The sequence below is a fragment of the Hydrogenophaga sp. genome, from assembly GCF_026125825.1.
In the GTDB taxonomy this organism is placed as follows: Bacteria; Pseudomonadota; Gammaproteobacteria; order Burkholderiales; family Burkholderiaceae_C; genus Hydrogenophaga.
In genome coordinates this window covers 21,957-47,436 of record NZ_JAHCKK010000006.1, presented here as the reverse complement: position 1 = coordinate 47,436, position 25,480 = coordinate 21,957, and the positions used below count along the sequence as shown (strand labels likewise).

The following is a 25,480-nucleotide window of genomic DNA, read 5'->3' as shown; positions in this document are numbered from 1 at the left end:
GGTGGTTCATCGTAGGAGTCCCGTCGGCCTGCCCAGTGAAGGCAGGTCAATGCCGGGCCGGATCACGCGCCGCCACGAAGGGCCGCACGTCCACCGCACAGTACTTCAATTCCGCGATCTTGCCCACCGGGTCCAGGGCGGGGTTGGTGAGCAGGTTGGCCGCGGCCTCCGCGTAGGCGAACGGAATGAACGCGGTCTCGCGCGGCATGCCGTCGTCCAGCCGCACGGGCAGGGCCACATCGCCGCGGCGCGAGCGCACCTGGGCACTCGCGCCCGCCGCCAGGCCCAGGCGCGCCGCGGTCTCGGGGTGCAGACTCACCACCGGACCGGGCTCGAGCGCATCGAGCACGCCGCTGCGCCGCGTCATGCTGCCGGTGTGCCAGTGTTCGAGCTGGCGCCCGGTGATCAGCACCAGGGGGAACTCGGCGTCGGGCTGCTCGGCCGGTGGCGTGAGCACCGCGCCCACCAGCAGGGCGCGGCCCGTGGGCGTGGGGAATCGGTCGGTGAACACCACCGGCTGGCCGGGATCGGCCTCGTCCGAGACCGGGTAGGTGACCGCGCCCTCGCGGCGCAAGCGCGACCACGACAGGCCGGCAATGCTGGGCATGAGCGCGCGCATCTCTTCGAACACCGCGCCGATGCCCTGCTGCGCATCGTCGCTCGCGCTGCCATCGGCCGCGACGCCATAGGTCCAGCCCAGGCCCAGGCGGCAGGCGAGCTGTTCGGTGATCCACGCATCGGCGCGGGCCTCGCCCGGCGCGGGCACGGCCTTGCGGCCGAGCTGCACGCAGCGGTCGGTGTTGGTCACGCTGCCGGTTTTCTCGGGCCAGGCGGTGGCCGGCAACACCACGTCGGCCAGGCTGGCGGTTTCGGTCAGGAAGATGTCCTGCACCACCAGGTGGTCCAGCCCGGCGAGCGCTTCGCGCGCATGGGCCGCGTCGGGATCGCTCATGGCCGGGTTCTCGCCCTGGATCAGCATGGCGCGGATCTCCTTGCGGTAAGCCGCATCGATGATCTCCACCACGGTCAGGCCGGCCTCGCTTCGCAGCGTACCCGGCGCCAGCTTCCACAGGCGCTCGGCCTTCTCGCGCGCCGGGCCGTCGGCCACGCGCTGGTAGTCGGGCAGCACCATGGGAATGAGTCCGGCGTCGCTCGCCCCCTGCACGTTGTTCTGGCCGCGCAGCGGGTGCAGGCCGGTGCCGGGCCGGCCGATCTGGCCGGTGACCAGCGCGAGCGCGATCAGACAGCGCGCGTTGTCGGTGCCGTGCGTGTGCTGGCTGATGCCCATGCCCCAGAGAATCATGGCGTTCTTCGCGCTGGCGTAGGCGCGCGCGACCTCGCGCAGCGTGGCCGCGTCGATGCCGCAGACCGGCGCCATGGCCTCGGGCGAGAAGTCCACCAGGTGCGCCTTGAGCTGCGCGAAGTCCAGCGTGTGGGCCTCGATGTAGGCCGGGTCGGTGAGACCCTCGAACACGATGGTGTGCAGCAGCGCGTTGAGCAAGGCCACGTCGGTGCCCGACTTGAAGCCCAGGTGCTTCCAGCTGTGTCGCGCGAGCTCGGTGCGCCGCGGATCGGCCAGCACCAGCTTCAGGCCGTTCTTCTTCACGGCGTTCTTGATCCAGGTCGCGCCCACCGGATGGTTCTGCGCCGGGTTGGCGCCGATCAGCAGCACGAAATCGGCGAACTGCACGTCGCGCAGCGGGTTGGTGACCACCGCCGAGCCCAGGCCTTCCATCAGCGCCGCCACGCTGGAGGCATGGCACAGGCGGGTGCAGTGGTCCACGTTGTGCGTGTCGAACGCGGTGCGGATCAGCTTCTGGAACAGGTAGGCCTCTTCGTTGGTGCCCTTGGCCGAGCCGAAACCGGCCACCGGCCCCTGGCGCCCGCGCGCCGGGGTGGCGGCCAGGGCCTTCCGGAAGCCCTCGGCGGCGGCGTCCAGCGCCTCGTCCCAGCTGGCTTCCCGGAAGCGCTCGCGCACCTGTTCGGGCGTGAGGCGGCGCAGCTCGCCGCTTGGGTCCTTGGGCACGCCAGCGCGGCGGATCAGCGGGCGCGTGAGGCGCTCGGGGCTGTGCGCGTAGTCGAAACCGAATCGGCCCTTGACGCACAGGCGGCCTTCGTTGGCCGGCCCTGCCATGCCCTCGACGTGTTCGATCTTGTCGTCGTTGACGTGGTACGTGAGCTGGCAGCCCACGCCGCAGAAGGGGCAGACCGAATCCACCTGCCTTTGTGAAGGTCTGGCATAGGCGCCGTTGGCCGGTGCGATGGCGCCCGTGGGGCAGGCCTGCACGCATTCGCCGCAGGCCACGCAGGTGCTCGCGCCCATGGGATCGTTCTGGTCGAACACGATCTGCGCGTGGCCGCCACGGAAGGCCAGGCCCAGCACGTCGTTGCCCTGGGTCTCGCGGCAGGCGCGGATGCAGCGCGTGCACTGGATGCAGGCATCCAGGTTCACCGCCATCGCGGGGTGGCTGAGGTCTTGCACGGTGGCGCGGCGGGCGGGGAAGCGCCCGGGCAAGGCACCGGCCACCTCGGCCCAGTGCGCGAGTTCGCTGTCGAACTTGAGCGCCGTGGTGTCGGGCGCATCGGACAGCAGCAGTTCCAGCACGGTCTTCTGCGCGGCGCTGGCGCGCGCGTTGTCGCTGTGCACCACCATGCCGGCGCTGGGTGCGCGGCAGCACGACGGCGCAAGCACGCGCTCGCCCTCGATGTCGACCACACAGGCGCGGCAGTTGCCCGGGCTGCGCAGGCCGTCCTTGTGGCACAGGTGCGGTATCTCGACGCCCGCGCGCTGCGCGGCTTTCAGGATGGTTTCACCGGGCGCGGCTTCGAGCGCTCGGCCGTTGAGGGTGAAGGCGATCGGCGTCGCGTCCAGGGGCAGGTCGTCGGTCTTCATGCCGCACCTCCGGCGTTCACTTCATGGGGGAAGAAGCGCAGCACGCTGTCCACCGGATTGGGCGCGGCCTGGCCCAGGCCGCAGATGCTGGCGTCGCGCATCACCTGCGACAGCTCGCCCAGCAGCGGCGCATCCCACACCGGTGCCTGCATGAGCTGCACCGCTTTCGTGGTGCCGGCGCGGCAGGGCGTGCACTGGCCGCAGGATTCGTGTTCGAAGAACTGCATGAGGTTGAGCGCGGCGCCGCGCGCCGTGTCGTGCTGGCTCATCACCACCACGGCCATGGAGCCGATGAAGCTGCCGTGGTCGACCAGGGTGTCGAAGTCCAGCGGCACGTCCGCCAGCGAGGCCGGCAGGATGCCGCCCGAGGCGCCACCGGGCAGGTAGGCATACAGCGTGTGGCCCTCGGCCATGCCGCCCGCGTGTTCGTTGACCAGTTCGCGCAGCGTGATGCCGGCGGGCGCCAGGTGGACGCCAGGCTTGTTGACCCGGCCCGAGACCGAGAACCGCCGCAGGCCGGTGCGCCCGCGCAGCCCCTCGCCCGCCAGCCAGGCCCCACCCTTCTCCAGGATCAGGGGAAGCCACCACAAGGTTTCGGGGTTGTGCGCCAGCGTGGGCCGGCCGAACACGCCGTGCACGGCGACGATGGGCGGCTTGAGGCGGGGCAGGCCGCGCTTGCCCTCCACCGATTCGATCAGCGCCGATTCCTCGCCGCAGATGTAGGCACCCGCACCGCGCCGCAACTCGATGCGCGCAGGGGTGTAACCAGGGTACTGGGCGGCCAGCGCCTGCAGGGTGGCGTCCAGCCGCGCGAGCTCGCGCGTGAACAGTTCGCGCACGTCGTGGTACTCGTCGCGCAGGTAGATCCAGGCGTGCGAAACGCCCACCACCTCGGCGGCGATCAGCAGGCCTTCGAGCATCTGCGGTGCGCCCGCCTCGGCGCTGCTCAGCACCTGCCAGTCCTTGAAGGTGCCGACCTCGCCCTCGTCGATGTTGACCACCATGTGGCGCGGGCCGGGCTGGGCGCGCACCGTCTCCCACTTGCGCCAGGAAGGAAAGCCCGCACCGCCCAGACCGCGCAGGTTGGAGGCCTTGAGCTCGGCCAGCACCTGTTCGGCGCTCAGCCCGCCCGAGAGCAGGCGCCGCAGCTGCTGGAATTCCGAAGGCGCGGGCGCGGGCAGTTGGCGCGGACCGGTGTCCCGGCGCGCCAGCAAGGCCTGCACATCGGCCACGCTCGCATGCGGCAGCTGTCGCTGGCCCACGCAGGCGGCGGGCGCCACATGGCACTGGCCAATGCAGGGCGCGGCTTGCGCGCGAACCTCGGCATCGCCGGCCAGCGCGGTCTGCAGATCGCCGAGGAGTTGTTCGCCGCCGGCCATGGCGCACGAGAGGCTGGTGCACACACGCACCACGGTCTTCGGCACCGGTGCGGCGTCGTCCACGATCTCGAAGTGATGGTAGAAGCTCGCCACCTCGAACACCTCCACCTGGCTGAGCCGCAGGCGCTCGGCCAGCGCGGCCAGGTGGCCATGGCGCAAGGCGCCCTCGCCGTCCTGCAAGCGGTGCAAGTGCTCGATCAGCAGGTCGGCGCGCGGCGCCAGCCCTTCGCACAGCGCGGCAACGCGCTCGCGCGCTTCGGGCGAGGTCTGCCGCCCCTTGGGCGTGTGGCGCGCCTTGCCGCGCCCCATGGCCTCGATGGGGCGGATGGGAATCACCGCGCCCGTGGCGCGTCCGGGGGCTTCGTGGGCCGTTGTTGTGCTCATCTTTTCAGCGTAGCACCGTATGGGTTGTTTTAATATGTTTGGCAGTTCATAAAGTCGGGCTTCTCCCCATGTTGCGCATCACCCTCCAGCCCCAATGGCGCATCGCCCAGGAAGACGGCCCCGCCCTCGACGCCAACACCCTGCTCGGCCTGCTCGCGGCCGTGCAGGGTTCGGGCAGCATCTCGCAGGCGGGGCGCGAGCTGGGCCTCTCGTACCGCCATGCCTGGGGCCTGCTGCAAGCGGCCGAGCAGCTGTTCGGCCAGGCGCTGCTGGTGCGCGGCCGGGGCCGGGGCTCGGCGCTCACACCGCTGGGCGAAAAGCTCATCTGGGCCGACGCGCGCATTGGCGCGCGCCTGCAACCGCTGCTGGAGTCCCTCGCCTCGGAACTCGAAGGCGAGCTCGGTCGCGTGCAGCGCCGCCAGCGCGCCGTGCCGCGCCTGCACGCGAGCCACGGCTTCGCGGTGGCCGCCTTGCGCGAGCAGCTCGCGGCACGCCAGGTGCCGGTGGAGCTGCGCTACCGCAGCAGCCTGGAGGCCGTGGCCGCGCTCGCACAGGGCGACTGCGAGCTGGCGGGGTTTCACGTGCCGCTGGGCGAATTCGAGGCGGCCGCCGCCCAGCGCTACCTGACCTGGCTCAAACCGGACCAGCACCTGCTGGTGCTGTTGGCGGTTCGCACGCAGGGCCTGTTTGTGGCGCCGGGCAACCCCCTCGGGTTGCGCGGGCTGGGCGATCTCGCGCGACCCGGGGTGCGGTTCGTCAACCGGCCCGAGGGTTCGGGCACGCGGGTGCTGACCGACCTGCTGCTCCGGCGCGAAGGCATCGCGCCGCAAGCGGTGGCAGGCCACGACAACACCGAACTCACCCACGCCGCCGTGGCCGCCTACGTCGCCAGCGGCATGGCCGACGTGGGCATCGGCGTGCAGACCGCCGCGCATCGATTCGGCCTGCATTTCATCCCCCTGCTCAAGGAGCGCTATTTCTTCGCCTTGCCGGCGGACGCGCTGGACCGCGCGGAACTGCGCCCGGTGCTCACGGTGCTGCGCTCGCCGGCGTTTCGCTCGCGCGTGGCCGCGCTCAAGGGGTATGAAGCCGCCCGCACCGGCGAGGTGATGAGCGTGGCCGCGGCCTTTCCGACGTAAGCCCGCACAGGGCACGGCCACCCGAGGGGCCTGCCCGGCGGCTAGCCCGTGCGCGGCCGGCGCACGCCTTCGGGCCGCTGCGCCGAGGCCTGCCACTGCTCGTCGAACCAGGTGTCGCCGTCCAGATGGGCGCGCAACATGGGCAGGGCGTCGTGCCCCCAGAACACGCGGCCGTCCACGCGCATCGACGGCACGCCAAACAGACCGAGCGCCAGCGCTTCGTCGGTGTTGGCGCGCAGGCGCTGCTTGACCACCTCGCTGTCGGGCGCCTGCCAGGGCTTGCCGCGCTGGGCCATGTGGTCCTCCAGCAGGGCCTGCAGCGCGGCCAGGCGCGCCGGGTCGGCGGCGTCCAGCCCGCCGCGCCACACGTGGCGCAACAGCAACTCGGTGACGTAGCGGTTGGTCTCGCCCGGTGCGTCGTCCGTCGCGCAGGCCAGGCCCAGGCGCAGCAGGGGCAGCGGGTTGAACGGGTGGGCGGCCGGCATGTCGAGCACGACGCCGTGGTGGTGCGCGAGCCAGCTCACGTGGCGGTAGGTCCAGTCGCGCTTGGCCGGGATCTCGGCCGGGCCGAGCTGGCCGTGTGCCTTGAGCAGCGCGGCGAAGAGCACGGGCCGGTAGTGCACCTGCAGGCTGTGGCCCATCAAGGCCTCGGGCAAGCGTTCGAACGCGAGGTGGGCGTAGGGCGAGATCGGGTCGTAGAAGAAGTCGATGTCGGTCATGGCGGTCTCGTGGACGATGGCGTCAGGGCGCCAGTTGCCGGGCTTCGATCTGCTGCCAGATCAACAACTTCTCCGCATCGCTGGCGCGGCTCCAGCAGCCGATCTCGTCGAGCGTGCGGAAACACCCCTTGCAGCGGCTGCGGGCCTCGTCCATCTCGCAGACCGAGATGCAGGGCGAAGGCACGCCCGGCCTGAGCCCTGCGCGGCGGCGCGCGGCCCGCAGGGTGATGGCGGGGGTCTCGAGGCTCATGCGTTCAAGCCTCCACGGTGACGTCGTGAACCGGCGCGCCGGTCAGCGACTGCAGTTGGGCGGGGCTGAGGCGGAACACGGCGTGCGGGTGGCCGGCCGCGGCCCAGATCTCGTCGAAGCGCGAGAGCTGCGCGTCGATCAACGTCACGGGCGCGACGGCGTGCGCCAGCGGCGAGACACCGCCGATGGAGAAGCCGGTGCGCGCCTTGACGAAGTCGGCGTCGGCCCGGCCGAGTTTGCCGCCGTCGGTGCACACGAGGGCCTGCACCTTCTTCTCGTCCACCCGCAGGTCGCCCGAGGTGATGACCAGCACGGCCGCGTCGTCGCTCTTGCGGCGGAAGATGATGCTCTTGGCGATCTGGCCCAGGGCCACACCGAGCGCATCGGCCGCCTGCTGCGCGGTGCGCGCGGCATCGTCGAGCATCACGGGCCCGTGGTCATGGCCCGCGTCCTGCAGCACGCGCGCCACGCGCTGCACCGTCTCGGGCAGGGAATGAAGTTCGGCGCCACACATGCTCGTGCCGCTCCTCATGCCGCGCGCTTGACGAGCAACAGGCTCGCGCCCATGGCCATAAGCACGCCGCCGAACACACGGTTCTGCGCCCGCCGGGCGCGGGCCGTGGCGAGCCAGCGCTGGGCGCGCGAGGCGAGGAAGGCGTAGCCGTGCATCACGATCAGGTCCACCGTCACGGTGGTGGCCAGCAGGATCAGCAACTGCAGCCAGAGACCGCGCGCGGGATCGATGAACTGCGGCAGCACGGCCACCATGAACACAATCCCTTTGGGGTTGGTCACGTTGGTGAAGAAGCCGATGGCGAAGCGCTCGCGCGCCGAGGGCACGGCCACCCGCGCCGCTGCGGCTTCGCCCGCTTCCGGCACCACGCCCACCCGGGCGCGCCACTGATTGAAACCCAGCCAGATCAGGTAACCCGCCCCCGCGAACTTCACCACGGTAAAGGCCGTGGCCGAGGCCAGCAGCAAGGCCCCGACGCCCACACCGGCCACGAGCAGGATCACCGCCAGCCCCAGCTGCAGGCCCGCGATGGTCATGCTGGTTTTCTTCACGCCATAGGCCAGGCCGTGCGTCATCGACAGCACCGCGCCCGAGCCGGGCGAGAGCGCGATGGCCCACGAGGCCACGAAATACGCCATCCAGACTTGCAATTCCATGGAATGTCTTTCTCAGTTTGATCTGCTGCGCGGCGGACGATGAGCCCCGCCACAAACGATACCAGCCCGGAAACACCGCGGAACCGGCGTTGCCGGGCCGCTGGCGTGGCCCCCTTGAGGGAGTCGCGCAGAGCGCGGCAGGGCTGACCTCATGTCAACCCGCGCGTTTGGCGAGCAGTGCGCGAGCCACGCGCGAACCGGTGGGCCGGCCGAGCTGCTCGCTGATGTAGACGCCGGCGTCCACCAGCGCATCAAGGTCGATGCCGGTGGCGATGCCCATGCCGTGCAGCAGGTAGACCACGTCCTCGGTCGCCACGTTGCCGGTGGCGCCCTTGGCGTAGGGGCAACCGCCCAGGCCGGACACGGAGGACTGGAAGTTCCAGACCCCCATCTCCAGCGCGGCCAGGGTGTTGGAGAGCGCCTGGCCGTAGGTGTCGTGGAAGTGGCCCGAGACCTGGTCGATGCCGAAGTGCTTGAGCGTGGCCTCCATGGCGGCCTGCACCTTGCGCGGCGTGCCCACGCCGATGGTGTCGGCCACGTCCACGCGCTGCACGCCAATGCCTTTCATGAGGCCCGCTAGGTAGCCCACGCGCTCGGGCGCAACCTCGCCCTCGTAGGGGCAGCCCACGGTGCAACTCATTGCGCCGCGCACGGCGATGCCGGCCGCGCGCGCGGCCTCGACCACGGGCGCGAAGCGCTCGATGCTCTCGGCGATCGAGCAGTTGATGTTCTTCTGGCTGAAGGCCTCGCTGGCCGCGCCGAATACCACGATCTCGTCGGGCCGGTCGGCCACGGCGGCATCGAAGCCCTTGAGGTTGGGCGTGAGCACCGAGTAGCGCACGCCGGCCTGGCGGCGGATGGCGCTCATGACCTCGCGGTTGTCGGCCATCTGCGGCACCCACTTGGGGCTCACGTAGCTGGTGACCTCGATCTCTTTCAGGCCGGCGGCCTGCAGGCGGTGCACCAGCTCGACCTTGATGGCCGCGGGCACGGGCTGCTTCTCGTTCTGCAGGCCGTCGCGGGGGCCAACGTCGATGAGCTGGACGCGGGAAGGCAGTTTCATGGGGTTCTTTCGAGGGGGTCAGTAGCCTCGCACCGGGTCGACCACGCCGGCAATGGGTTCCCCGCGCTCGAACGCGAGGATCTTGCCGGCAATCTGGGCGATGCTTTCCTCGCGCAGCGTTCGCGCCGAGGTGTGGGGCGTGACCGTGATTTTCGGGTGTTTCCAGAAACCATGCTGGGCGGGCAGCGGTTCGGTGCGGAACACGTCGAGCGTGGCGCCTGCCATGTGGCCGCTCTCCAGCAGCGCGAGCAGGTCTTCTTCCACGAGGTGGTCGCCTCGCGCGACGTTGATCAGGTAGGCCTGGGGCCGCAGGCGCGAGAGCGTCTCGCGGTTGAGGATGTCGCGCGTCTCGGGCGTGAGCGGCAACAGGTTGACCAGCACCCGGCACGAGGCCAGGAAGCTGTCGAAGGCCTGCGGGCCGGCGTGGCAGATCACGCCGTCGATGGACTTGGGCGTGCGGCTCCAGCCATGCACCGGAAAATCGAACTGCGCCAGCGCGCGCGCCACGCGTTCGCCCAGCACGCCCAGACCCAGCACACCGACCGGGAAATCGGCCCGCAGGCGCGGCTTGCGGTACGACCATTGGCCCTGCGCCACGTCGGCCTCGTAGGCATCGAACTCGCGGAAGTGGCGGATCACGGCGTGGCACACATACTCCGCCATCTGCACCGACATGCCGGCGTCGTCGAGCCGGACCACCCTGGCCGCCGGTGGCAGCTTGAGCCTGAGCAGCGCATCCACCCCCGCGCCGATGTTGAACAGGGCCTTGAGGCCGGGCTGTTCGTCGATGAACTGTTGCGGCGGCGCCCAGACCACGGCGTGGTCGGCCTGGGGTGCGCCGGGGTGCCATTCGGTGACGTTGGCCTGGGGCAGGGCCAGTCGCAGATCGGCCAGCCAGGGGCCCACCCGGGTGTTGGCGCAGCAGAAGGTGATGTTCATGCAGCGAGCTTACGCGGCTCTCGCGCGGCGCGCCGTCAGCCCACCGAGAGCTTGAGCAGTTCGGCGCCTTCGTTGACCTGGTCGCCCGGCGCGTAAAGCAGCTCGGCGACCGTGCCGTCGGCCGGCGCGGCGATGGTGTGCTCCATCTTCATCGCCTCCATCACGGCCAGCGCCTGGCCCTTGGTCACCACGTCGCCAGCCTTGACCGTGAACGACACCACCTTGCCCGGCATGGGCGCGGTGAGGCGGCCTCCCTCGGCCGCGGCCTCGCCCGCATGGGCCAGCGCGTCGATCTCCACAATCTGGGTGGCCCCCAGGGCGCAGAACACGTGCACGTTCTCGTCCACCTGCCAGGTCTGCACCGTCTGGCGCTGGCCGTTGAAGCGCAAGTCCATGCGGGTGCCGGTATCGGCCGGCAACGCCACGAAGTCCAGGGTGGCGTCCACCTCGCCAACGGCGAGTTGGAGCGCGCCGTCGTGCAGGTAGCTCAGGTGGGCCAGCAGGCGCTCGCCGTGGTACTCGAAATCGAAGCGGCGCACGGTGATGCCGTGCGGGCGCCAGCCGTCGCGGCGCGAGAACGGGTCGGCTGCCTCGCTCGCGCGCTCGGCCAGCAGGGTCTGCGCCACGGCGGCGGCCACCGCCAGCGGCAGCCCCACCTTGTCCTGGTGAAACAGCGCGGCGGCCTCGCGCGGGATCAGCGCGGTGTCCAGCTCGGCCTGGGCGAACGCGCGGCTGGTGACCACATGGCGCAGGAACTGCACGTTGGTCGAGAGGCCCACGATGCGCGTCTCGGCCAGCGCGGCATCCAGCCGCGACAGCGCCTCGTCCCTCGTCGCGCCGTGCACGATGAGCTTGGCGACCATGGAGTCGTAGAACGGGCTGATGGTGTCGCCTTCGCGCACGCCGTCGTCCACGCGCACCGCGCCGCGTTCAAAGCTGGTGCAGGCCGGCTTGCGGTAGACGGTGAGCGTGCCGGTGGCGGGCAGGAAGTTGTTGTCCGGCGTTTCAGCGCAGATGCGCGCCTCGATCGCATGGCCGTGGATGCGCAGGTCTTCCTGCTTCAACGGCAGCGGCTCGCCGCTGGCCACGCGCAGCTGCCACTCCACCAGGTCCAGGCCGGTGATGGCTTCGGTGACCGGGTGCTCCACCTGCAGCCGGGTGTTCATCTCCATGAAATAGAAGCGCATGGCCTCGGGGCGGCCGTAGCCCTCGGGCTGTTCGACGATGAACTCCACCGTGCCCGCGCCCACGTAGTTCACCGCCTTGGCCGCCGCCACGGCCGCTGCGCCCATCTGCGCGCGCAGCTCGGGCGTCATGCCGGGCGCGGGCGCTTCTTCCAGCACCTTCTGGTGGCGCCGCTGCACCGAGCAGTCGCGCTCGAACAGGTAGACACAATCGCCCTGCGTGTCGCCAAACACCTGGATCTCGATGTGACGCGGGCGCTGCACGTACTTTTCGATGAGCACCGCATCGCTGCCGAAGCTGTTGCGCGCCTCGCGCTGGCAGCTGGCGAGCGCGGCGGCGAAGTCCTCGCTTTTCTCCACCACGCGCATGCCCTTGCCGCCGCCGCCTGCGCTGGCCTTGATGAGCGCTGGGTAGCCGATGCGGTCGGCCTCGCGCTGCAGCAAGGCCGGGTCCTGGTCGGCGCCGTGGTAGCCAGGCACCAGCGGCACGCCCGCCTTTTCCATCAGGCGTTTGGATTCGGCCTTCAGGCCCATGGCTTCGATGGCCGACGACGGCGGGCCGATGAAGACCAGACCAGCCTTCACGCAGGCGTTCGCAAAGGCTTCGTTTTCGCTCAGGAAGCCGTAACCCGGGTGGATGGCCTGCGCGCCCGTGGCCTGCGCCGCCGCGATGATGCGCTCCCACTGCAGGTAGCTCTCCTTGGGCGCGGAGCCGCCGATGTGCACCGCCTCGTCGCAGGCCGCCACGTGCTTGGCGCGCGCATCGGCGTCGGAGTAGACGGCAACGGTCTTCACGCCCAGGCGGCGTGCGGTGGCAGCGACGCGGCAGGCGATCTCGCCCCGGTTGGCAATCAGGATCTTGTGGAACATGGAACTTCCTAGGCGGTGGCGGTGAAGAAGGAGCGCACGCGGCGGAACACCGCGCGCAGGAACTGAAAGAGCATCCAGGTGGCGATCCACATCAGCACGACGGTGATCGCGAGCAGGACCACGAAGACCAGCGGGTGGCTCGTGGCGAGCCAGACCGCGCCGACCACGAGGCCGTCCTCGACCAGGCTCATGCCGAGGTTGGAGAACGGTTCGGGCGAGCTGTTGATGGCCGCGCGCGTGGTGGTCTTGGCGGCCTGGCTGGTGGCGGCGAGCGTGCCGCCCATCAGCGCCGCGGCCAGCGCGACGGTACCGCTGTCGGCACCGAACACGCCCGCGGCGAGTGCCGCGCCGGCCGGAATGCGCACCACGCTGTGGACCATGTCCCAGAGCGAATCGACCACCGGGATCTTGTCGGCGAAGAACTCGACGAAGAGCATGAAGCCGGCCGTGCCCAGCAGCACGGGATGCTGGAGCGCCTGCAGGCCGGAGGGCAGCGGCATCCAGCCCATGGCGCCGGCCAGGCCGACGATGAACACCACGGCGTACAGCCGAAAGCCGCTGGCCCAGCCGAGCGCACCCGCGAGCGCGAGCAGCTCGGGCGTGCCCAGGGTGTGGAACCAGTCGGCCATGGTCTTGCGCCCCGGGTCAGGCCGCGGGCAGCCAGCCCGGCGGGCGCTTCTGCAGGAAGGACTGCAGGCCTTCGCGGCCCTCGTCGCTGGCACGCACATCGGCAATGCGGCGCGCGGTTTCGCTGCGCAGCACTTCGGTGATGGGCTGGCCGCTCACGTCGCGCACCAGTCGCTTGCACTCGCGCGTGGCCTTGGGGCCATTGGCGACCAGCGTGGCGACGATCTCGTCCACCTTGGCGTCCAGCGTCTGCGGGGTGGCAAGTTCGTGCACCATGCCCAGCGCGTGCGCACGCACAGCGCTGAAGCGCTCGGCGGTGACCATGTAGCGGCGCGAGGCCTGCACCCCCAGCGCGCGCGTCACGTAGGGGCTGATGGTGGCGGGCAACAGGCCCAGGCGCGCTTCGGACAGGCAGAAGGTCGCGCCCTCCACCGCCACCAGCACGTCGCAGATGGCCGCCAGCCCCATGCCACCGGCATAGCAGTCGCCCTGGATGCGGCCGACCACCGGCACCGGGCACTGGTCGAGTGTCCACAGCATGTTGGCCAGCTGCTGCGCGTCGGCGCGGTTCTGGTCCCAGCTGTAGGCGGCCATGGCCTTCATCCAGTTCAGGTCGGCACCGGCGCAGAAGGCTTTGCCGTGTGCGCCAAGCACCACCACGCGCAGAGCCCGGTCTTTCGCCAGCTCGGTGAAGGTCGCGGTCAGCGCGGCAATCACGTCGTCGTTGAAGGCGTTGCGCACGTCGGGGCGGTTGAGCCACACCTTGGCCACGTGCGGCGTGGGGCGGGAAACGTCCAGGACTTCACTCATTGCTGCTCCTCATTCAAGTCTGTCCCGCCCACCCCACCAGGGACACCGCGGAACCGGTCTGCCGCGCGGCAGGGGTGTTCAATATCGCTTGGCCACTTCTTCCAGCATCACTTCGGTCGCGCCGCCGCCGATGGCGAGCACCCGCGCGTCGCGCCAGAGGCGCTCGATCGCGGTCTCGCGGATGAAGCCCATGCCGCCGTGGAACTGCTGGCAGGTCTGCACCACCTCGTTGACCAGCTCGCCGGTGAGCGCCTTGAGCATGGAGACTTCCTGCACGATGTCGTGGCCCTGGGTCACGCTCCAGGCGCAGTGGTACATGAGCTGGCGCGCCGCGCGCGTCTTGGCGTCCAGCATCGACAGGCGCTGGCGGATGGTCTGCTTGTCCCACAGCGTGGCGCCGAAGGCCTGGCGCTGGCGCACGTAGTCCAGCGTGAGCTTCAGGGCCTGCGTGCAGTGGCCGACGGCCATGGCCGCCAGGGCGATGCGCTCGGTCTGGAAGTTCTTCATGACCGAGTAGAAGCCCTTGCCCTGTTCGCCCAGCAGGTTTTCTTCTGGTATGCGGACGTTGTCGAAGATCAGTTCGGCCGTGTCGCTCGAGAGCCAGCCGGTCTTCTTGAGCGCCCGGCCCACGCTGAAACCGGGCGTGCCCTTCTCGACGATGAACATGGTCACGTCGTGGCGCGCGGTGCCGGTCTTGGCGGCAACGAAGTACAGGTCGGCGTGCACGCCATTGGTGATGAACATCTTGGTGCCGTTGAGCACCCATTCGCGGCCTTCCTTGCGCGCGGTGGTGCGGATGCCCGCCACGTCCGAACCCGCGCCGGGTTCGGTGATGCCCACGGCGGTGATCATCTCGCCCGCCGTGACCTTCTTCAGGTACTTGGCCTTCTGCGCTGCGCTGCCGGCGTGGTGCAGGTGCGGGCCGGCCATGTCGGTGTGCACCAGCACGGTGATCACGAAGCCGGCGTAGGTGGATTGCGACAGGGCTTCGGCAAACACCAGGTTGGTCAGCGCATCGGCATCGCCGCCGCCGTGTTCACCCTCGAACATCAGGCCCAGCAGGCCGGCCTGGCCCATGCGGCGCAGCACGTCGCGCGGCACCATGCCGGTCTCTTCCCAGGCCGCTGCGTGCGGCTCCACCTCCCGTTCGAGAAAGCGCGCGACCTGGTCGCGCAGCAGTTCGTGGTCGGGGTTGTCGTAGATGGTCCTGGTCATAGAGGCTCCTGAGGGCATTTGGGTGCGCCCATCCCGCTCCAGAAACACCGCGGTACCGGCTTCGCCGGGCCGCAGGTGTTGCCCCCCTTCAGGGGGGTGGCGCCGAAGGCGACGCGGGGGGTGTTCATGCTCACATCCGGAAGACGCCGAACTTCGGCTCGCCGATGGGCGTGTTGAGGGTGGCCGAAAGGGCCAGTCCGAGCACGCGGCGCGTGTCGGCCGGATCGATCACGCCGTCGTCCCAGAGCCGCGCGCTGGCGTAGTAGGGGTGCGACTGGTGCGCGAACTGGTCGAGCAGCGGCTGCTTGAACTTCGCTTCTTCCTCGGCGCTCCAGCTGCCGCCTTTGGCCTCGATGCCGTCGCGCCGCACCGTCGCCAGCACGCTGGCGGCCTGTTCGCCGCCCATGACGCTGATGCGCGCGTTGGGCCACATCCAGAGAAAGCGCGGGCTGTAGGCGCGGCCGCACATGCCGTAGTTGCCGGCGCCGTAGCTGCCGCCGATGATGATGGTGAACTTGGGCACCTGCGCCGTGGCCACGGCCGTGACCATCTTGGCGCCGTGGCGCGCGATGCCCTCGCTCTCGTACTTGCGGCCCACCATGAAGCCGGTGATGTTCTGCAGGAACAGCAGGGGCACCTTGCGCTGGCAGCACAGCTCGATGAAGTGCGCGCCTTTCTGCGCGCTCTCGGAGAACAGCACGCCGTTGTTGGCGACGATGCCGATCGGCATGCCCTCGATGTGTGCGAAGCCGCAGACCAGCGTGGCGCCGTAGCGGGCCTTGAACTCGTGGAACTCGCTGCCATCGACCACGCGGGCAATGATCTCGCGCACGTCGTAGGGCTTGCGCGTGTCGACCGGGATCACGCCGTAGATTTCCTTAGGGTCGTACAAGGGCGCTCGCGGCTCGCGAAGGGCCTGCGTGACGACTTTGCGGCGGTTGAGCGTGGCCACGGCCTGGCGCGCCAGCGCCAGCGCATGCGCGTCGTTCTGCGCCAGGTGGTCGGCCACGCCCGAGAGGCGCGTGTGCACGTCGCCGCCGCCCAGGTCCTCGGCGCTCACGATCTCGCCAATGGCGGCCTTCACCAGCGGCGGGCCACCCAGGAAGATGGTGCCCTGGTTCTTGACGATGATGGTCTCGTCGCTCATGGCGGGCACGTAGGCGCCGCCGGCTGTGCACGAGCCCATGACGACCGCGATCTGCGCGATGCCGTTGGCGCTCATGTTGGCCTGGTTGTAGAAGATGCGCCCGAAGTGCTCCCGGTCGGGGAACACGTCGTCCTGGTTCGGCAGGTTGGCGCCACCCGAGTCCACGAGGTAGATGCAGATCAGGTTGTTCTGCATCGCCACCTCCTGCGCCCGCAGGTGTTTCTTCACCGTCATCGGGTAATAGGTGCCGCCTTTGACGGTGGCGTCGTTGCAGACGATCAGGCAGTCCACCCCGCTCACGCGGCCGATGCCCGTGATCACCCCGGCGCAAGGGGCGCTGTCGGTGCCGTCGCGGTCGGGGTACATGTTCAGCGCCGCCAGCGGGCTGAGCTCCAGAAAAGGCGTGCCGGGGTCGAGCAGCATCTGCACGCGGTCGCGCGGCAACAGCTTGCCGCGCGCCGTGTGTTTGGCGCGGGCGGCTTCACCACCGCCGAGGGTGGCCTTGGCGATCTGGGCTTTGAGGTCGTCGACCACCACCTGCATGGCCTGGGCGTTGGCCTGGAAGTCGGCGGATCGGGCGTTGAGTTGGGTCTCCAGGATCGGCATGGCGGCATCCGTTGTGGTGTTTCGAGGCATTGTGGAGGATAGACAGGCGAACGGGGTCCAGGTTGCCACACAGGTTGCAAATGACGCCAAGCCAGGCGAAACTGGCGGCATGCCTCCCGCCTTCGACCCCTCCCTCGGCCCAGCATTGACCCCCATGGCTTTCGTCAGGGCCATGGTGGCGGCCTACCGCGCCCGGGGCCTGGACCCTGCGCGGGCGCTGGAAGTGGCACAAATTCCGCCACGGGAAGTCGATCAGCCGCACGCCCGAATCACCGCTGCGCAGATGGAGCTGGTCTCGGAGGCGGCCATGCGCGAACTCGACGACGAGGGCCTGGGCTGCTTTCGCCGGCCGCTGCCCTGGGGCAGCTACGGCATGCTGGCACGCGCCTCGCTTTCGGCGCCCTCGCTGGGCATGGCGCTCAAGCGCTGGTGCCGCCACCATGGGTTGATCACCGACGACGTCTCCCTTTCGCTGGAGACCGTGGGCGAGCGCGGGCGCCTCGTGTTGCGCCCGCACCGCCACCCGGGGCCGCTCACCGAGTTCTGCGTGGTCTCGGTGCTGCGCAACATCCACGGCCTGGCCAGCTGGTATGTGGATTCGCGCATTCCGCTGCAGGGCGCGCAGTTTCCCTACGCGCCGCCGCCCCACCTGGACGCCTACGCCGTGCTGTTCGACGGCCCGGCCACCTTCGGCGCGGACGAGGCTGCCATCACCTTCGATGCGCGCTACCTGGCCCTGCCCGTGCGGCGCGACGAGGCCGCCATGAACCAGCTCCTGCAGCGCGCCCTGCCACTCACCGTGCGCTCCTACCGGCGCGACCGGCTGCTGGTGCAGCGCGTGCGCCAGGTGCTGGCGGCCCAGCCGCTGGACGCCCACAACGCCGACGATCTGGCGGCATTGCTCAACGTCTCCGCACGCACCTTGCACCGGCAGCTCAAGGACGAAGGCGCCTCACTTCAGGCCTTGAAGGACGAGGTGCGGCGCCAGCGCGCCACCGAACTGCTGCTGCGCACGCAACGCCCCATCAAGCAGGTGGCGCAGGCCTGCGGGTTTCACAACGAGAAGAGCTTCATCCGCGCGTTTCGCGGCTGGACCGGGCGCTCACCGGGCGAGTGGCGCGGTGAACAGCTCGCGCAACTCGTCCATGTGGCCGAACACACGCGCCACCGGTAGGCCCTCGAACGCCCGCCCGTGCCCTTGGGGGCAGTAGCCCCACACGGTGGCACCCGCCGCCAGTCCGGCCTGGGCGCCTGTGGCCGTGTCTTCCACCACCAGGCAGCGAGCCGGGTCCACGCCCAGGTGCGCGGCGGCGGCCAGGTAGACATCGGGTGCGGGCTTGGAGCGCGGCTGGTCGTGGCCACTGAAGACGCGCTCGCCGAACAAGGGCAGCATGCCCACGAGATCGAGCTGCATCACCACCTTGGGCCGGTCGGCGCCCGAAGCGCAGGCGATGCGGCCGGCGACGTGGCGGTGCGCCGCCGTCACCGCCTCTGCCGCCCCTTGCACCGCCTGGAGTTCGGCCAGCAGGCGCACGTTGCGGCGTGCGTAGAAAGCCTGCAGCCATTCCTCGGTGAACGGCTTGCCGGTCTCGGCCTCGATGCGCGCGCGCTCGTCGCGCACCGCCTTGCCGATGAAGATGTCCATGCATTCGGCCTGGGTCAGCGGCCAGCCGCTCTCGTTGAGCACCTCGCGCAGCACGCCGTTGGTGATGGGCTCGCTGTCGACGAGCACGCCGTCGCAATCAAAGAGCACCGCGTCAAACATGGCATCTCCCCCGCGTCGCCTTCGGCGCCGCCTCCCTGCAGGGGGGCGGCATGCCGGACCGGCGAAGCCGGAGCCGGGATGTCTGCGGTGGACGCTGCATCACTCGGCGCATCACTTGATCTCTCCATCGACATAAAACCACTGGCCATTCTCCCGCACGAAGCGGCTGCGCTCGTGCAGGCGCTGGCCGCGCCCCTGCACGCGCGAGCGCGCCACGAACTCGACCTCGGCATGGGTGTCGTCGAGGGGCGCATGGCGCCTCACTTCGAGCCCGAGCCACTTCACCCCGTCGCCCAGGTCGAGCGAGGCTGGCCGCTGGCTGGCGTGCCAGGTGGCGAGCAGGTGCGCCGCGTCGCCCCGCACGAAGGCGGTGTAGCGCGAGCGCATGAGCGCCTCGGCGTCGGGCGCGGGGCGGCCAGCGCCGATGTAGCGGCCGCAGCAGTCCGGGAAAGCCGGGCCGAGGCCGCAGGGACAGGGGTCTTGGGTCGTGGGCATGGCAAGCCGATTATCGATCCCCTTGCAAGGATGGGGGCATGGCAGGCGGGTGTTCCAATGGCGCCTCTTGTCTTCGACTTCAAGGACCTTCCATGAGCACGCTCGACACCTTCCCCATCACCCAGAAATGGCCCGCCGCCCATCCCGACCGCCTGCAGCTGTACTCGCTGCCCACGCCCAATGGCGTGAAGGTGTCCATCATGCTGGAGGAGACTGGCCTGCCCTACGAGCCGCACCTGGTGAGCTTCGAGACCAACGACCAGATGTCGTCGGCCTTTCTGTCGCTCAACCCGAACAACAAGATCCCGGCCATCCTCGACCCGAACGGGCCGGGCGGCCGGCCCCTGGCGCTGTGGGAGTCCGGCGCCATCCTGGTCTACCTGGCCGGCAAGACCGGGCGCTTCCTGCCGGACGACGTGGCGGCCAAGTACGAGACCCTGCAATGGTTGATGTTTCAGATGGGCGGCGTGGGCCCGATGTTTGGCCAGCTCGGCTTCTTCCACAAGTTCGCCGGCAAGGACTACGAGGACAAGCGCCCGCGCGACCGCTACGTGAACGAGAGCAAGCGCCTGTTGAAGGTGTTGAATGAGCGCCTGGAAGGCCGTGCGTGGCTGATGGGCGACGCGTACACCATCGCCGACATCGCCACCTGGCCCTGGGTGCGCAACCTGGTCGGCTTCTACGGTGCGGGCGAGATCGTGGGCTTTGCGGACTTCCCCAACCTCAGGCGGGTGCTCGAATCGTTCGAAAAGCGCCCGGCGGTGCAGCGTGGCCTGAACATCCCGGCGCGCGGTTGACGCGCCCGCCGGTCACTTGCGCCAGAAGTGACCGGTGAACAGCACCAGCACCGTGAGCAACTCCAGGCGACCGAGCAGCATCGCGAAAGACAGCACCCAGACTTGCGTGGTGTTGAGCACACCGAAATTGCTCGCAGGCCCGACATCGCCGAGACCCGGGCCGATGTTGTTCACGGTGGCCACCACCGCAGAGAACGCCGTGACGATGTCCAGGCCCGTGAACAGCAGCACCATGGTCAGGCCCATGGTGGCTGCGCCGTAAATCAGCATGTAGCCCAGCACGGCCGTCATCACCGAGGTGGGCATGACGGCGCCCCCCAGCGTCACGGGGTTGACGACGCGGGGGTGGATGATTCGCACCAGCTCCCGCCGCGCCTGCTTGATCAGCAGCACCATGCGAACCAGCTTGATGCCACCCCCCGTGGAGCCGGCGCAGGACACGAAGCAGCCCAGGAACATCAGCAGCACCGGAACGAATACAGGCCACTGCGCATAGTCGGTCGACGCATAGCCCGTGGTGGTGGCCACCGAAACCACATGGAACGCAGCCGTGCGCAGCGCCTCCGGAAAATCGTCCACCGTGTCGTGCGCCACCAGCAACGTGGCGACCACGACGATGGACACGGCCAGAACGGCCACATAGGTGCGGATCTCCCGGTCGTTGATGATCGGTCGCAGCGTCCGGTGTCGCAGCACGATGAAGTAGCGCATGAAGCTCACACCGGCCAGCGCCATGAACACGGTCGCCACGGCCTCGATGGTGTGGGAGTCCCAGTACCCGAAACTCGCATCGTGGGAGGAGAACCCGCCCAGCCCCATGGTGGTGCACATGTGCATGAAGGCATCGGCCCAACTCATGCCAGCCCAGCGGTAGGCGAGCATGCAGGCCACGGAGAACAGCACGTAGACGCCCCAGAGGCCGCGCGCGGTTTCGGCGATGCGTGGCGTGAACTTGGCGTCCTTCATGGGCCCGGGAGTCTCCGCTCGATAGAGCTGCACACCACCCAGGCCGAGCAACGGCAGTATGGCCACCACCAGCAGCATGATGCCCAGGCCGCCAAGCAGTTGCAGGAAACACCGCCATACATTGACGGACACGGGCAGGTCGTCCAGGCCCGCGAGCGCTGTTGCACCTGTCGCGGTGAGTGCGCTCATGGCCTCGAAATAGGCCTTGGCCCAATCGATGCCCGGCACGGTGAACATCAGCGGTGCCGCAGCGAACGCGGGCAGCAAGGTCCAAACGAGGTTGACCAGCAGGAAACCATCCTTGGCCTGAAGCTCGCGGCGATGTTTGCGCGTGAATTGCCACAAGGCCGCGCCGCAAAAGGTGGTGAAGGCAAAGCCGTAGGCCCACACCAGCGCATGGTGCCGGGCATCGAGAAACCAGGCCCAGGCCAGCGGCACCAGGAAAGCCGGCGCGAACGCCAGCAGAATGCGAGAGAAGACGGCGAGGACCGGCAGCAGGCTGTACATGGGAGTCAACCAAAAAAGGTGGCACTCACCTGAAACAGTTTCTCGACCTCGCGAACCAGGCGCTTGTTCGGAATGAAGATGATGATGTGGTCGTCGGTTTCGATCACCGTGTCGTGGTGAGGCATCAGCACCTCGGACTTGCGGCCCTCGCCGCGCACGATGGCGCCGATGCGGGTGCCTTTTGGCAGCTTGATCTCTTCGACCTTGCGGCCGACCAGCTTGCTGGTCTTGACGTCCCCGCGCGCAATGCCCTCCAGCGCCTCGGCCGCCCCCCTGCGCAAGCTGTGCACAACGGCCACGTCGCCCCGCCGAAGGTGCGTGAGCAGCTCGCCGATGACGGTCTGCGAGGGCGAGATGGCGATGTCGATGGTGCTGCCCTGCATCATGTCGGCGTAGGCGCGGCGGTTGATCAGCGAGAGCACGCGCCCCGCGCCCAGCCGCTTGGCCAGCATGGCAGACATGATGTTGTCCTCGTCATCGCTGGTGAGCGCGAGGAACATGTCCATCTCGCCCACGTTCTCGTCCAGCAGCAACTCCTCATCGGCACCATCGCCCTGGAGCACCAGCATGCTCGATGGCAGCTGGCTGGCAAGGTATTCACAGCGCTTGAGGTCGCGCTCGATGATCTTGACTTCGCACTGGCCCGCCAGACTGCGCGCCAGACGCAGGCCCACCTTGCCGCCTCCGGTGATCATGAGCCGTCGCACGGGGTTGTCGATGTTGTGGACCGCGCTCAGCACCTGGCGGATCTTCTGCGTGTCGGCCAACACGAATACCTCATCGCCCGCAAGAATGCGAGTCCGGGGTGTCGCTTCCATTTCCGTGTCGAGTCGGTAGATTGCGACCACGCGCATCTCGGCATGGGGGAAGCGTTCGCGGATTTCACCGATGGTGTGGCCCACCAGGGCTCCGCCGTGGGTCGCACGAACCGCGATCAGGCTGGCACGGCCGTCGGCGAATTCGAGCACCTGCAGGGCTTCGGGGTAGCTGATGAGCTGGTGGATGTAGCGCATCACCGATTCCTCGGGACAGATCACGTGGTCCACCGCGAAGCCGCTCTTGCCCAGCAGTTCGTCGCCTTCGGTGAATTCCGGGGAGCGCAGGCGGGCGATGGTGCTAGGCACGTTGAACACGTCGTGCGCCACCTTGCAGACCACGAGGTTGGTTTCGTCGTGCGCGGCGCAGGCGATGAGCATGTCGGTGTCCTGCGCCCCGGCTTCGCGCAGCACGGAGGGCTGGATGCCGTTGCCGACCACACCGCGCAGGTCCAGCCGCTCCTCCAGCGCGCGAAGGCGGGCCGGGTCCATGTCGATCACGGTGATGTCGTTTTGCTCGGAGACCAGGCTTTCCGCGACGCTTTCGCCGACGCGCCCTGCACCCAGGATGATGATGTTCATGGTGGTGGAATGTACCCCCCGGCGCAGCCTCGGCGCGCCCCGCAGCAGACGGCGACGCCTGCCGTCGAAAAATCAGGCCAACGCCCGCTGAATGAGGATCTTCTGCACGTCCGAGGTGCCTTCGTAGATCTGGCACACCCGCACATCCCGGTAGATGCGCTCCACCGGGAAATCGCTCACGTAGCCGTAGCCGCCGTGGACCTGGATGGCGTCCGAGCACACTTTCTCGGCCATCTCGCTGGCGAACAGCTTGGCCATGGCGGCCTCCTTCAGGCAGGGCTCACCCGCGTCGCGCAGGGCCGCCGCATGGTGCACCATGGCACGCGCCACCTCGATCTGGGTGGCCATCTCGGCCAGCCTGAACCCCACCGCCTGGTGGTTGAAGATGGGCTGGCCAAAACTCTCCCGCTGTTTCGAATAGGTGAGCGCGCACTCAAACGCACTGCGGGCCATGCCCACGCTTTGCGCCGCGATGCCGATGCGCCCGCCCTCCAGCGCCGACAGCGCGATCTTGTAGCCCTCGCCTTCCGCGCCAATCAGGTTTTCGGCCGGCACCCGGCAGTTCTCAAAATTGATCTGCGCGGTGTCGCTGCTGTGCTGGCCCAGCTTGTCCTCCAGCCGCGCCACCACATACCCCGGCGTGTCGGTGGGCACCAGGAAGGCGCTCATGCCTTTCTTGCCCGCGCCCTTGTCGGTGACCGCGATCACGATGGCGAGGTGGCCATTTTTGCCGCTGGTGATGAACTGCTTGACGCCCTGGATCACATAGTCGCCGCCCTGCTTGACCGCCGTCGTGCGCAGGGCCGAGGCGTCACTGCCCACATGCGGCTCGGTCAGGCAGAACACGCCCAGCATCTGGCCGGCGGCCAGCGGGCGCAGCCACTTTTCTTGCTGCCGGGCATTGCCATACCGCATCAGGATGGCATTGACCGGGCAGTTGGTGACCGAGATTGCGGTGCTGGTGCCGCCGTCGCCGGCCGCGATTTCTTCCAGCACCACGGCCAGCGTCACATAGTCCAGCCCGGCGCCGCCCAGCGCCTCGGGCACGCAGATGCCATACGCGCCCAGCTCGGCCAGGCCCTGGTGCACGTCTTTCGGAAAGTGGTGCTCCTTGTCCCATTTCGCCGCGTTCGGCCAGAGTTGCTCCTGGGCAAAGCTGCGCACCGCGTCGCGGATCATGAGTTGGTCTTGGTTGAGCGGCATGCAAGCGTCTTTCGGAAAAGGGGTTACCAGCTGGTGGCGCGCCGGCCATCGTGATGAATGAGGCGGCCGTTGTCTTCGGGACGGAGCGAGGCCAGCGCCTCGCGCAGGCCGGCCACACTGCGCTGCACCGACAGCGGTGCGGAACGTCCGCCCATGTCGGTCTGTACCCAGCCCGGGTCCAACGCCACGCAGGTGGCCCCGGGGTAACTGTGCCGGGCGCTCGCCACGGCCATGTTCACCGCCGCCTTGCTCACGCGGTAGAGCCAGGCGTCGCTGCCGTCCACCAGGCCCACCTGGCTCATCTCGCTGGAGAAAGCCGCGAACACCCCGCCCGCCGCTTCGACGGCGGGCATCACCTGGGGCAGGGCCTGCATCAGGCCGAGCACGTTGGCGTGCATCACGCGGTCGAAGGCCTCGCGCGTGGGCGGTGTCTTGGCATCGTGGGGGTCGAGCACGCCAGCGACATACAGGGCCAGGTCGAGTTCCTCGCCATCGAGCGACCAGGCCAGGCCGCTCACGCTGGCGGGGTCGGCCACGTCCACGCGCAACGGTTCGGCGCCAAGCTCGCGCAGGCGATCCAGGCCGGCCTCGTCGCGGGCGGTGGCGATCACGCGCTCACCCGCCTCCAGGTACTGGCGCGCGATCTCCAGGCCGATGCCGCGAGACGCCCCGATCACCAGCACGGTGAGCATGGTGGTGCGCCGGGCGTCAGGCCAGTTCGATCGCCATGGCCGTGGCTTCGCCACCGCCAATGCACAGCGTGGCCACGCCCTTCTTGCCGCCACGGGCCTGGAGCGCGTGCAGCAGCGTGACCAGGATGCGCGCGCCGCTGGCGCCGATGGGGTGGCCCAGGGCGCAGGCGCCGCCGTTGACGTTGACCTTCTCGTGCGGAATCTTCAATTCGGCCATGAGCGCCATCGGCACCACGGCGAAGGCTTCGTTGATTTCCCAGAGGTCCACGTCGCCGACCTGCCAGCCGGTCTTCTCCAGCAGCTTCTGCGTGGCGCCGACCGGGGCGGTGGCAAACCAGTTCGGCTCCTGCGCGTGTGTGGCATGGGCCACGATGCGCGCCAGCGGCTTTGCACCGAGTTGCTTCGCGGTGGACTCGCGCATCAGCACCAGCGCGGCAGCGCCGTCATTGATGGACGAGCTGGAGGCGGCGGTGATCGTGCCGTCCTTCTTGAAGGCGGGCTTGAGGGCGGGGATCTTGTCGAGCTTGACCTTGCCTGGACCTTCATCGGTGGACACGATGCGTTCGCCGCTGCGGTCCTTCACCGTGACCGGCGTGATCTCGGCAGCGAAGGCCCCGCTGTCGGTGGCGGCCTTGGCGCGCGTGACCGATGCGATCGCGAACGCGTCCTGCTGCTCGCGGGTGAAGCTGTACTTGGCGGCACAGTCCTCGCCAAAGGTGCCCATGGAGCGACCGGGTTCGTAGGCGTCTTCGAGGCCGTCGAGCATCATGTGGTCGTACACCTTGTCGTGGCCCATGCGGTAACCGCCACGGCCCTTCTGCAGCAGATAGGGGGCGTTGGTCATGCTCTCCATGCCCCCGGCGACCATCACCGTGGCGCTGCCGGCGGCGAGCATGTCGTGGGCAAGCATGGTGGCCTTCATGCCCGAACCGCACATCTTGGAGAGCGTGACGGCGCCGGCCGACTTCGGCAGGCCACCCTTGAACGCGGCCTGGCGCGCGGGCGCCTGGCCCTGGCCGGCCATCAGGCAGTTGCCGAACAGCACTTCATCCACCCGGGCCGGGTCCACCCCGGCACGCTGCACCGCCGCCTGGATCGCCGCGCCACCGAGGTCGTGCGCTGACAGGCTGGCGAAGTCGCTCTGGAAGGCGCCCATGGGGGTGCGCGCGGCACCGACGATGACGATGGGATCTGCGGACATGGTGAAAACTCCAGGTTGATCAATGAGAGAGGGAGGGGGCCAGCACATCCGGCCCCGTTGAG

Annotated in this window: 23 protein-coding genes; 3 read left to right on the top strand and 20 right to left on the bottom strand. The window is 69.1% G+C overall.

Going from position 1 to position 25,480, the window contains the following annotated elements; translation table 11 throughout:
- Positions 1–46: 46 nt before the first annotated feature.
- The gene (locus KIT86_RS04415; protein WP_297395376.1) at positions 47–2,893 is read right to left on the bottom strand and encodes a molybdopterin-dependent oxidoreductase; all 2,847 of its coding nucleotides are present in this window, start codon (positions 2,891–2,893) and stop codon (positions 47–49) included.
- On the bottom strand, positions 2,890–4,656 hold the full coding sequence (locus tag KIT86_RS04410) for an NADH-ubiquinone oxidoreductase-F iron-sulfur binding region domain-containing protein (RefSeq protein WP_297395374.1): 1,767 nt from the start codon (positions 4,654–4,656) through the stop codon (positions 2,890–2,892). Before KIT86_RS04410 ends, KIT86_RS04415 begins: the two co-directional genes overlap by 4 nt.
- Positions 4,657–4,724: 68 nt before the next feature.
- Between KIT86_RS04410 and KIT86_RS04405 the strand changes: the two genes are divergently transcribed.
- Positions 4,725–5,795, top strand: coding sequence for a substrate-binding domain-containing protein (locus KIT86_RS04405; RefSeq protein ID WP_297395372.1), 1,071 nt, complete (start codon positions 4,725–4,727; stop codon positions 5,793–5,795).
- Positions 5,796–5,836: 41 nt separating this feature from the next.
- Here the strand turns inward: KIT86_RS04405 and KIT86_RS04400 are convergent, their stop codons facing one another.
- The 11 genes from KIT86_RS04400 to KIT86_RS04350 all read right to left on the bottom strand — a co-directional run bounded on the left by KIT86_RS04400 (position 5,837) and on the right by KIT86_RS04350 (position 16,395).
- Positions 5,837–6,514, bottom strand: coding sequence for a 2-hydroxychromene-2-carboxylate isomerase (locus KIT86_RS04400; RefSeq protein WP_297395370.1), 678 nt, complete (start codon positions 6,512–6,514; stop codon positions 5,837–5,839).
- Between the two features lie 22 nt (positions 6,515–6,536).
- Positions 6,537–6,764, bottom strand: coding sequence for a DUF1289 domain-containing protein (locus KIT86_RS04395; protein ID WP_297395369.1), 228 nt, complete (start codon positions 6,762–6,764; stop codon positions 6,537–6,539).
- Positions 6,765–6,768: 4 nt separating this feature from the next.
- Positions 6,769–7,278 (bottom strand): YbaK/EbsC family protein, encoded by a 510-nt coding sequence (locus KIT86_RS04390; protein ID WP_297395367.1) that lies wholly within the window; start codon positions 7,276–7,278, stop codon positions 6,769–6,771.
- A gap of 14 nt (positions 7,279–7,292) precedes the next feature.
- A complete protein-coding gene (locus tag KIT86_RS04385) occupies positions 7,293–7,934 on the bottom strand; it encodes a LysE family transporter (protein WP_297395365.1) in 642 nt (213 codons plus the stop codon).
- 154 nt (positions 7,935–8,088) lie between these two features.
- A complete protein-coding gene (locus tag KIT86_RS04380) occupies positions 8,089–8,997 on the bottom strand; it encodes a hydroxymethylglutaryl-CoA lyase (RefSeq protein WP_297395363.1) in 909 nt (302 codons plus the stop codon).
- 18 nt (positions 8,998–9,015) lie between these two features.
- On the bottom strand, positions 9,016–9,936 hold the full coding sequence (locus KIT86_RS04375) for a glyoxylate/hydroxypyruvate reductase A (RefSeq protein ID WP_297395361.1): 921 nt from the start codon (positions 9,934–9,936) through the stop codon (positions 9,016–9,018).
- A 35-nt stretch (positions 9,937–9,971) separates the two neighbouring features.
- Entirely contained in the window at positions 9,972–11,990 is a 2,019-nt protein-coding gene (locus KIT86_RS04370) for an acetyl/propionyl/methylcrotonyl-CoA carboxylase subunit alpha (protein ID WP_297395359.1), read from the bottom strand.
- 8 nt (positions 11,991–11,998) lie between these two features.
- Entirely contained in the window at positions 11,999–12,619 is a 621-nt protein-coding gene (locus tag KIT86_RS04365) for a DUF4126 domain-containing protein (protein WP_297395357.1), read from the bottom strand.
- A 16-nt stretch (positions 12,620–12,635) separates the two neighbouring features.
- Entirely contained in the window at positions 12,636–13,427 is a 792-nt protein-coding gene (locus tag KIT86_RS04360; protein ID WP_297395355.1) for an enoyl-CoA hydratase/isomerase family protein, read from the bottom strand.
- 78 nt (positions 13,428–13,505) lie between these two features.
- On the bottom strand, positions 13,506–14,642 hold the full coding sequence (locus KIT86_RS04355; protein ID WP_297395353.1) for an acyl-CoA dehydrogenase family protein: 1,137 nt from the start codon (positions 14,640–14,642) through the stop codon (positions 13,506–13,508).
- A 130-nt stretch (positions 14,643–14,772) separates the two neighbouring features.
- On the bottom strand, positions 14,773–16,395 hold the full coding sequence (locus KIT86_RS04350; RefSeq protein ID WP_297395351.1) for a carboxyl transferase domain-containing protein: 1,623 nt from the start codon (positions 16,393–16,395) through the stop codon (positions 14,773–14,775).
- A 109-nt stretch (positions 16,396–16,504) separates the two neighbouring features.
- Here KIT86_RS04350 and KIT86_RS04345 point away from each other — a divergent pair, with 109 nt between their 5' ends.
- Positions 16,505–17,569: an AraC family transcriptional regulator gene (locus tag KIT86_RS04345; protein ID WP_297395349.1), complete on the top strand. Its 1,065-nt coding sequence runs from the start codon at positions 16,505–16,507 to the stop codon at positions 17,567–17,569.
- Here the strand turns inward: KIT86_RS04345 and KIT86_RS04340 are convergent.
- The gene (locus tag KIT86_RS04340; RefSeq protein ID WP_297395347.1) at positions 17,498–18,160 is read right to left on the bottom strand and encodes an HAD family phosphatase; all 663 of its coding nucleotides are present in this window, start codon (positions 18,158–18,160) and stop codon (positions 17,498–17,500) included. The genes KIT86_RS04345 and KIT86_RS04340 overlap by 72 nt on opposite strands.
- Positions 18,161–18,271: 111 nt before the next feature.
- Positions 18,272–18,655 carry a YchJ family metal-binding protein gene (locus KIT86_RS04335; RefSeq protein ID WP_297395345.1) on the bottom strand — a complete coding sequence of 128 codons (384 nt, stop codon included), beginning with the start codon at positions 18,653–18,655 and terminating at the stop codon, positions 18,272–18,274.
- A gap of 92 nt (positions 18,656–18,747) precedes the next feature.
- Here KIT86_RS04335 and KIT86_RS04330 point away from each other — a divergent pair, with 92 nt between their 5' ends.
- Positions 18,748–19,452 carry a glutathione binding-like protein gene (locus tag KIT86_RS04330; protein ID WP_297395343.1) on the top strand — a complete coding sequence of 235 codons (705 nt, stop codon included), beginning with the start codon at positions 18,748–18,750 and terminating at the stop codon, positions 19,450–19,452.
- Between the two features lie 12 nt (positions 19,453–19,464).
- Here KIT86_RS04330 and KIT86_RS04325 read toward each other — a convergent pair whose 3' ends face one another.
- From KIT86_RS04325 to KIT86_RS04305, 5 genes are all read right to left on the bottom strand, one after another.
- Positions 19,465–20,925: a TrkH family potassium uptake protein gene (locus tag KIT86_RS04325; RefSeq protein WP_297395341.1), complete on the bottom strand. Its 1,461-nt coding sequence runs from the start codon at positions 20,923–20,925 to the stop codon at positions 19,465–19,467.
- Between the two features lie 5 nt (positions 20,926–20,930).
- The gene (gene trkA, locus KIT86_RS04320) at positions 20,931–22,322 is read right to left on the bottom strand and encodes a Trk system potassium transporter TrkA (RefSeq protein WP_297395339.1); all 1,392 of its coding nucleotides are present in this window, start codon (positions 22,320–22,322) and stop codon (positions 20,931–20,933) included.
- Between the two features lie 72 nt (positions 22,323–22,394).
- The gene (locus KIT86_RS04315) at positions 22,395–23,525 is read right to left on the bottom strand and encodes an acyl-CoA dehydrogenase family protein (RefSeq protein WP_297395337.1); all 1,131 of its coding nucleotides are present in this window, start codon (positions 23,523–23,525) and stop codon (positions 22,395–22,397) included.
- Between the two features lie 23 nt (positions 23,526–23,548).
- Positions 23,549–24,217: an SDR family oxidoreductase gene (locus KIT86_RS04310; protein ID WP_297395335.1), complete on the bottom strand. Its 669-nt coding sequence runs from the start codon at positions 24,215–24,217 to the stop codon at positions 23,549–23,551.
- Between the two features lie 16 nt (positions 24,218–24,233).
- Entirely contained in the window at positions 24,234–25,418 is a 1,185-nt protein-coding gene (locus tag KIT86_RS04305) for an acetyl-CoA C-acyltransferase (RefSeq protein WP_297395333.1), read from the bottom strand.
- Positions 25,419–25,480: the final 62 nt, after the last annotated feature.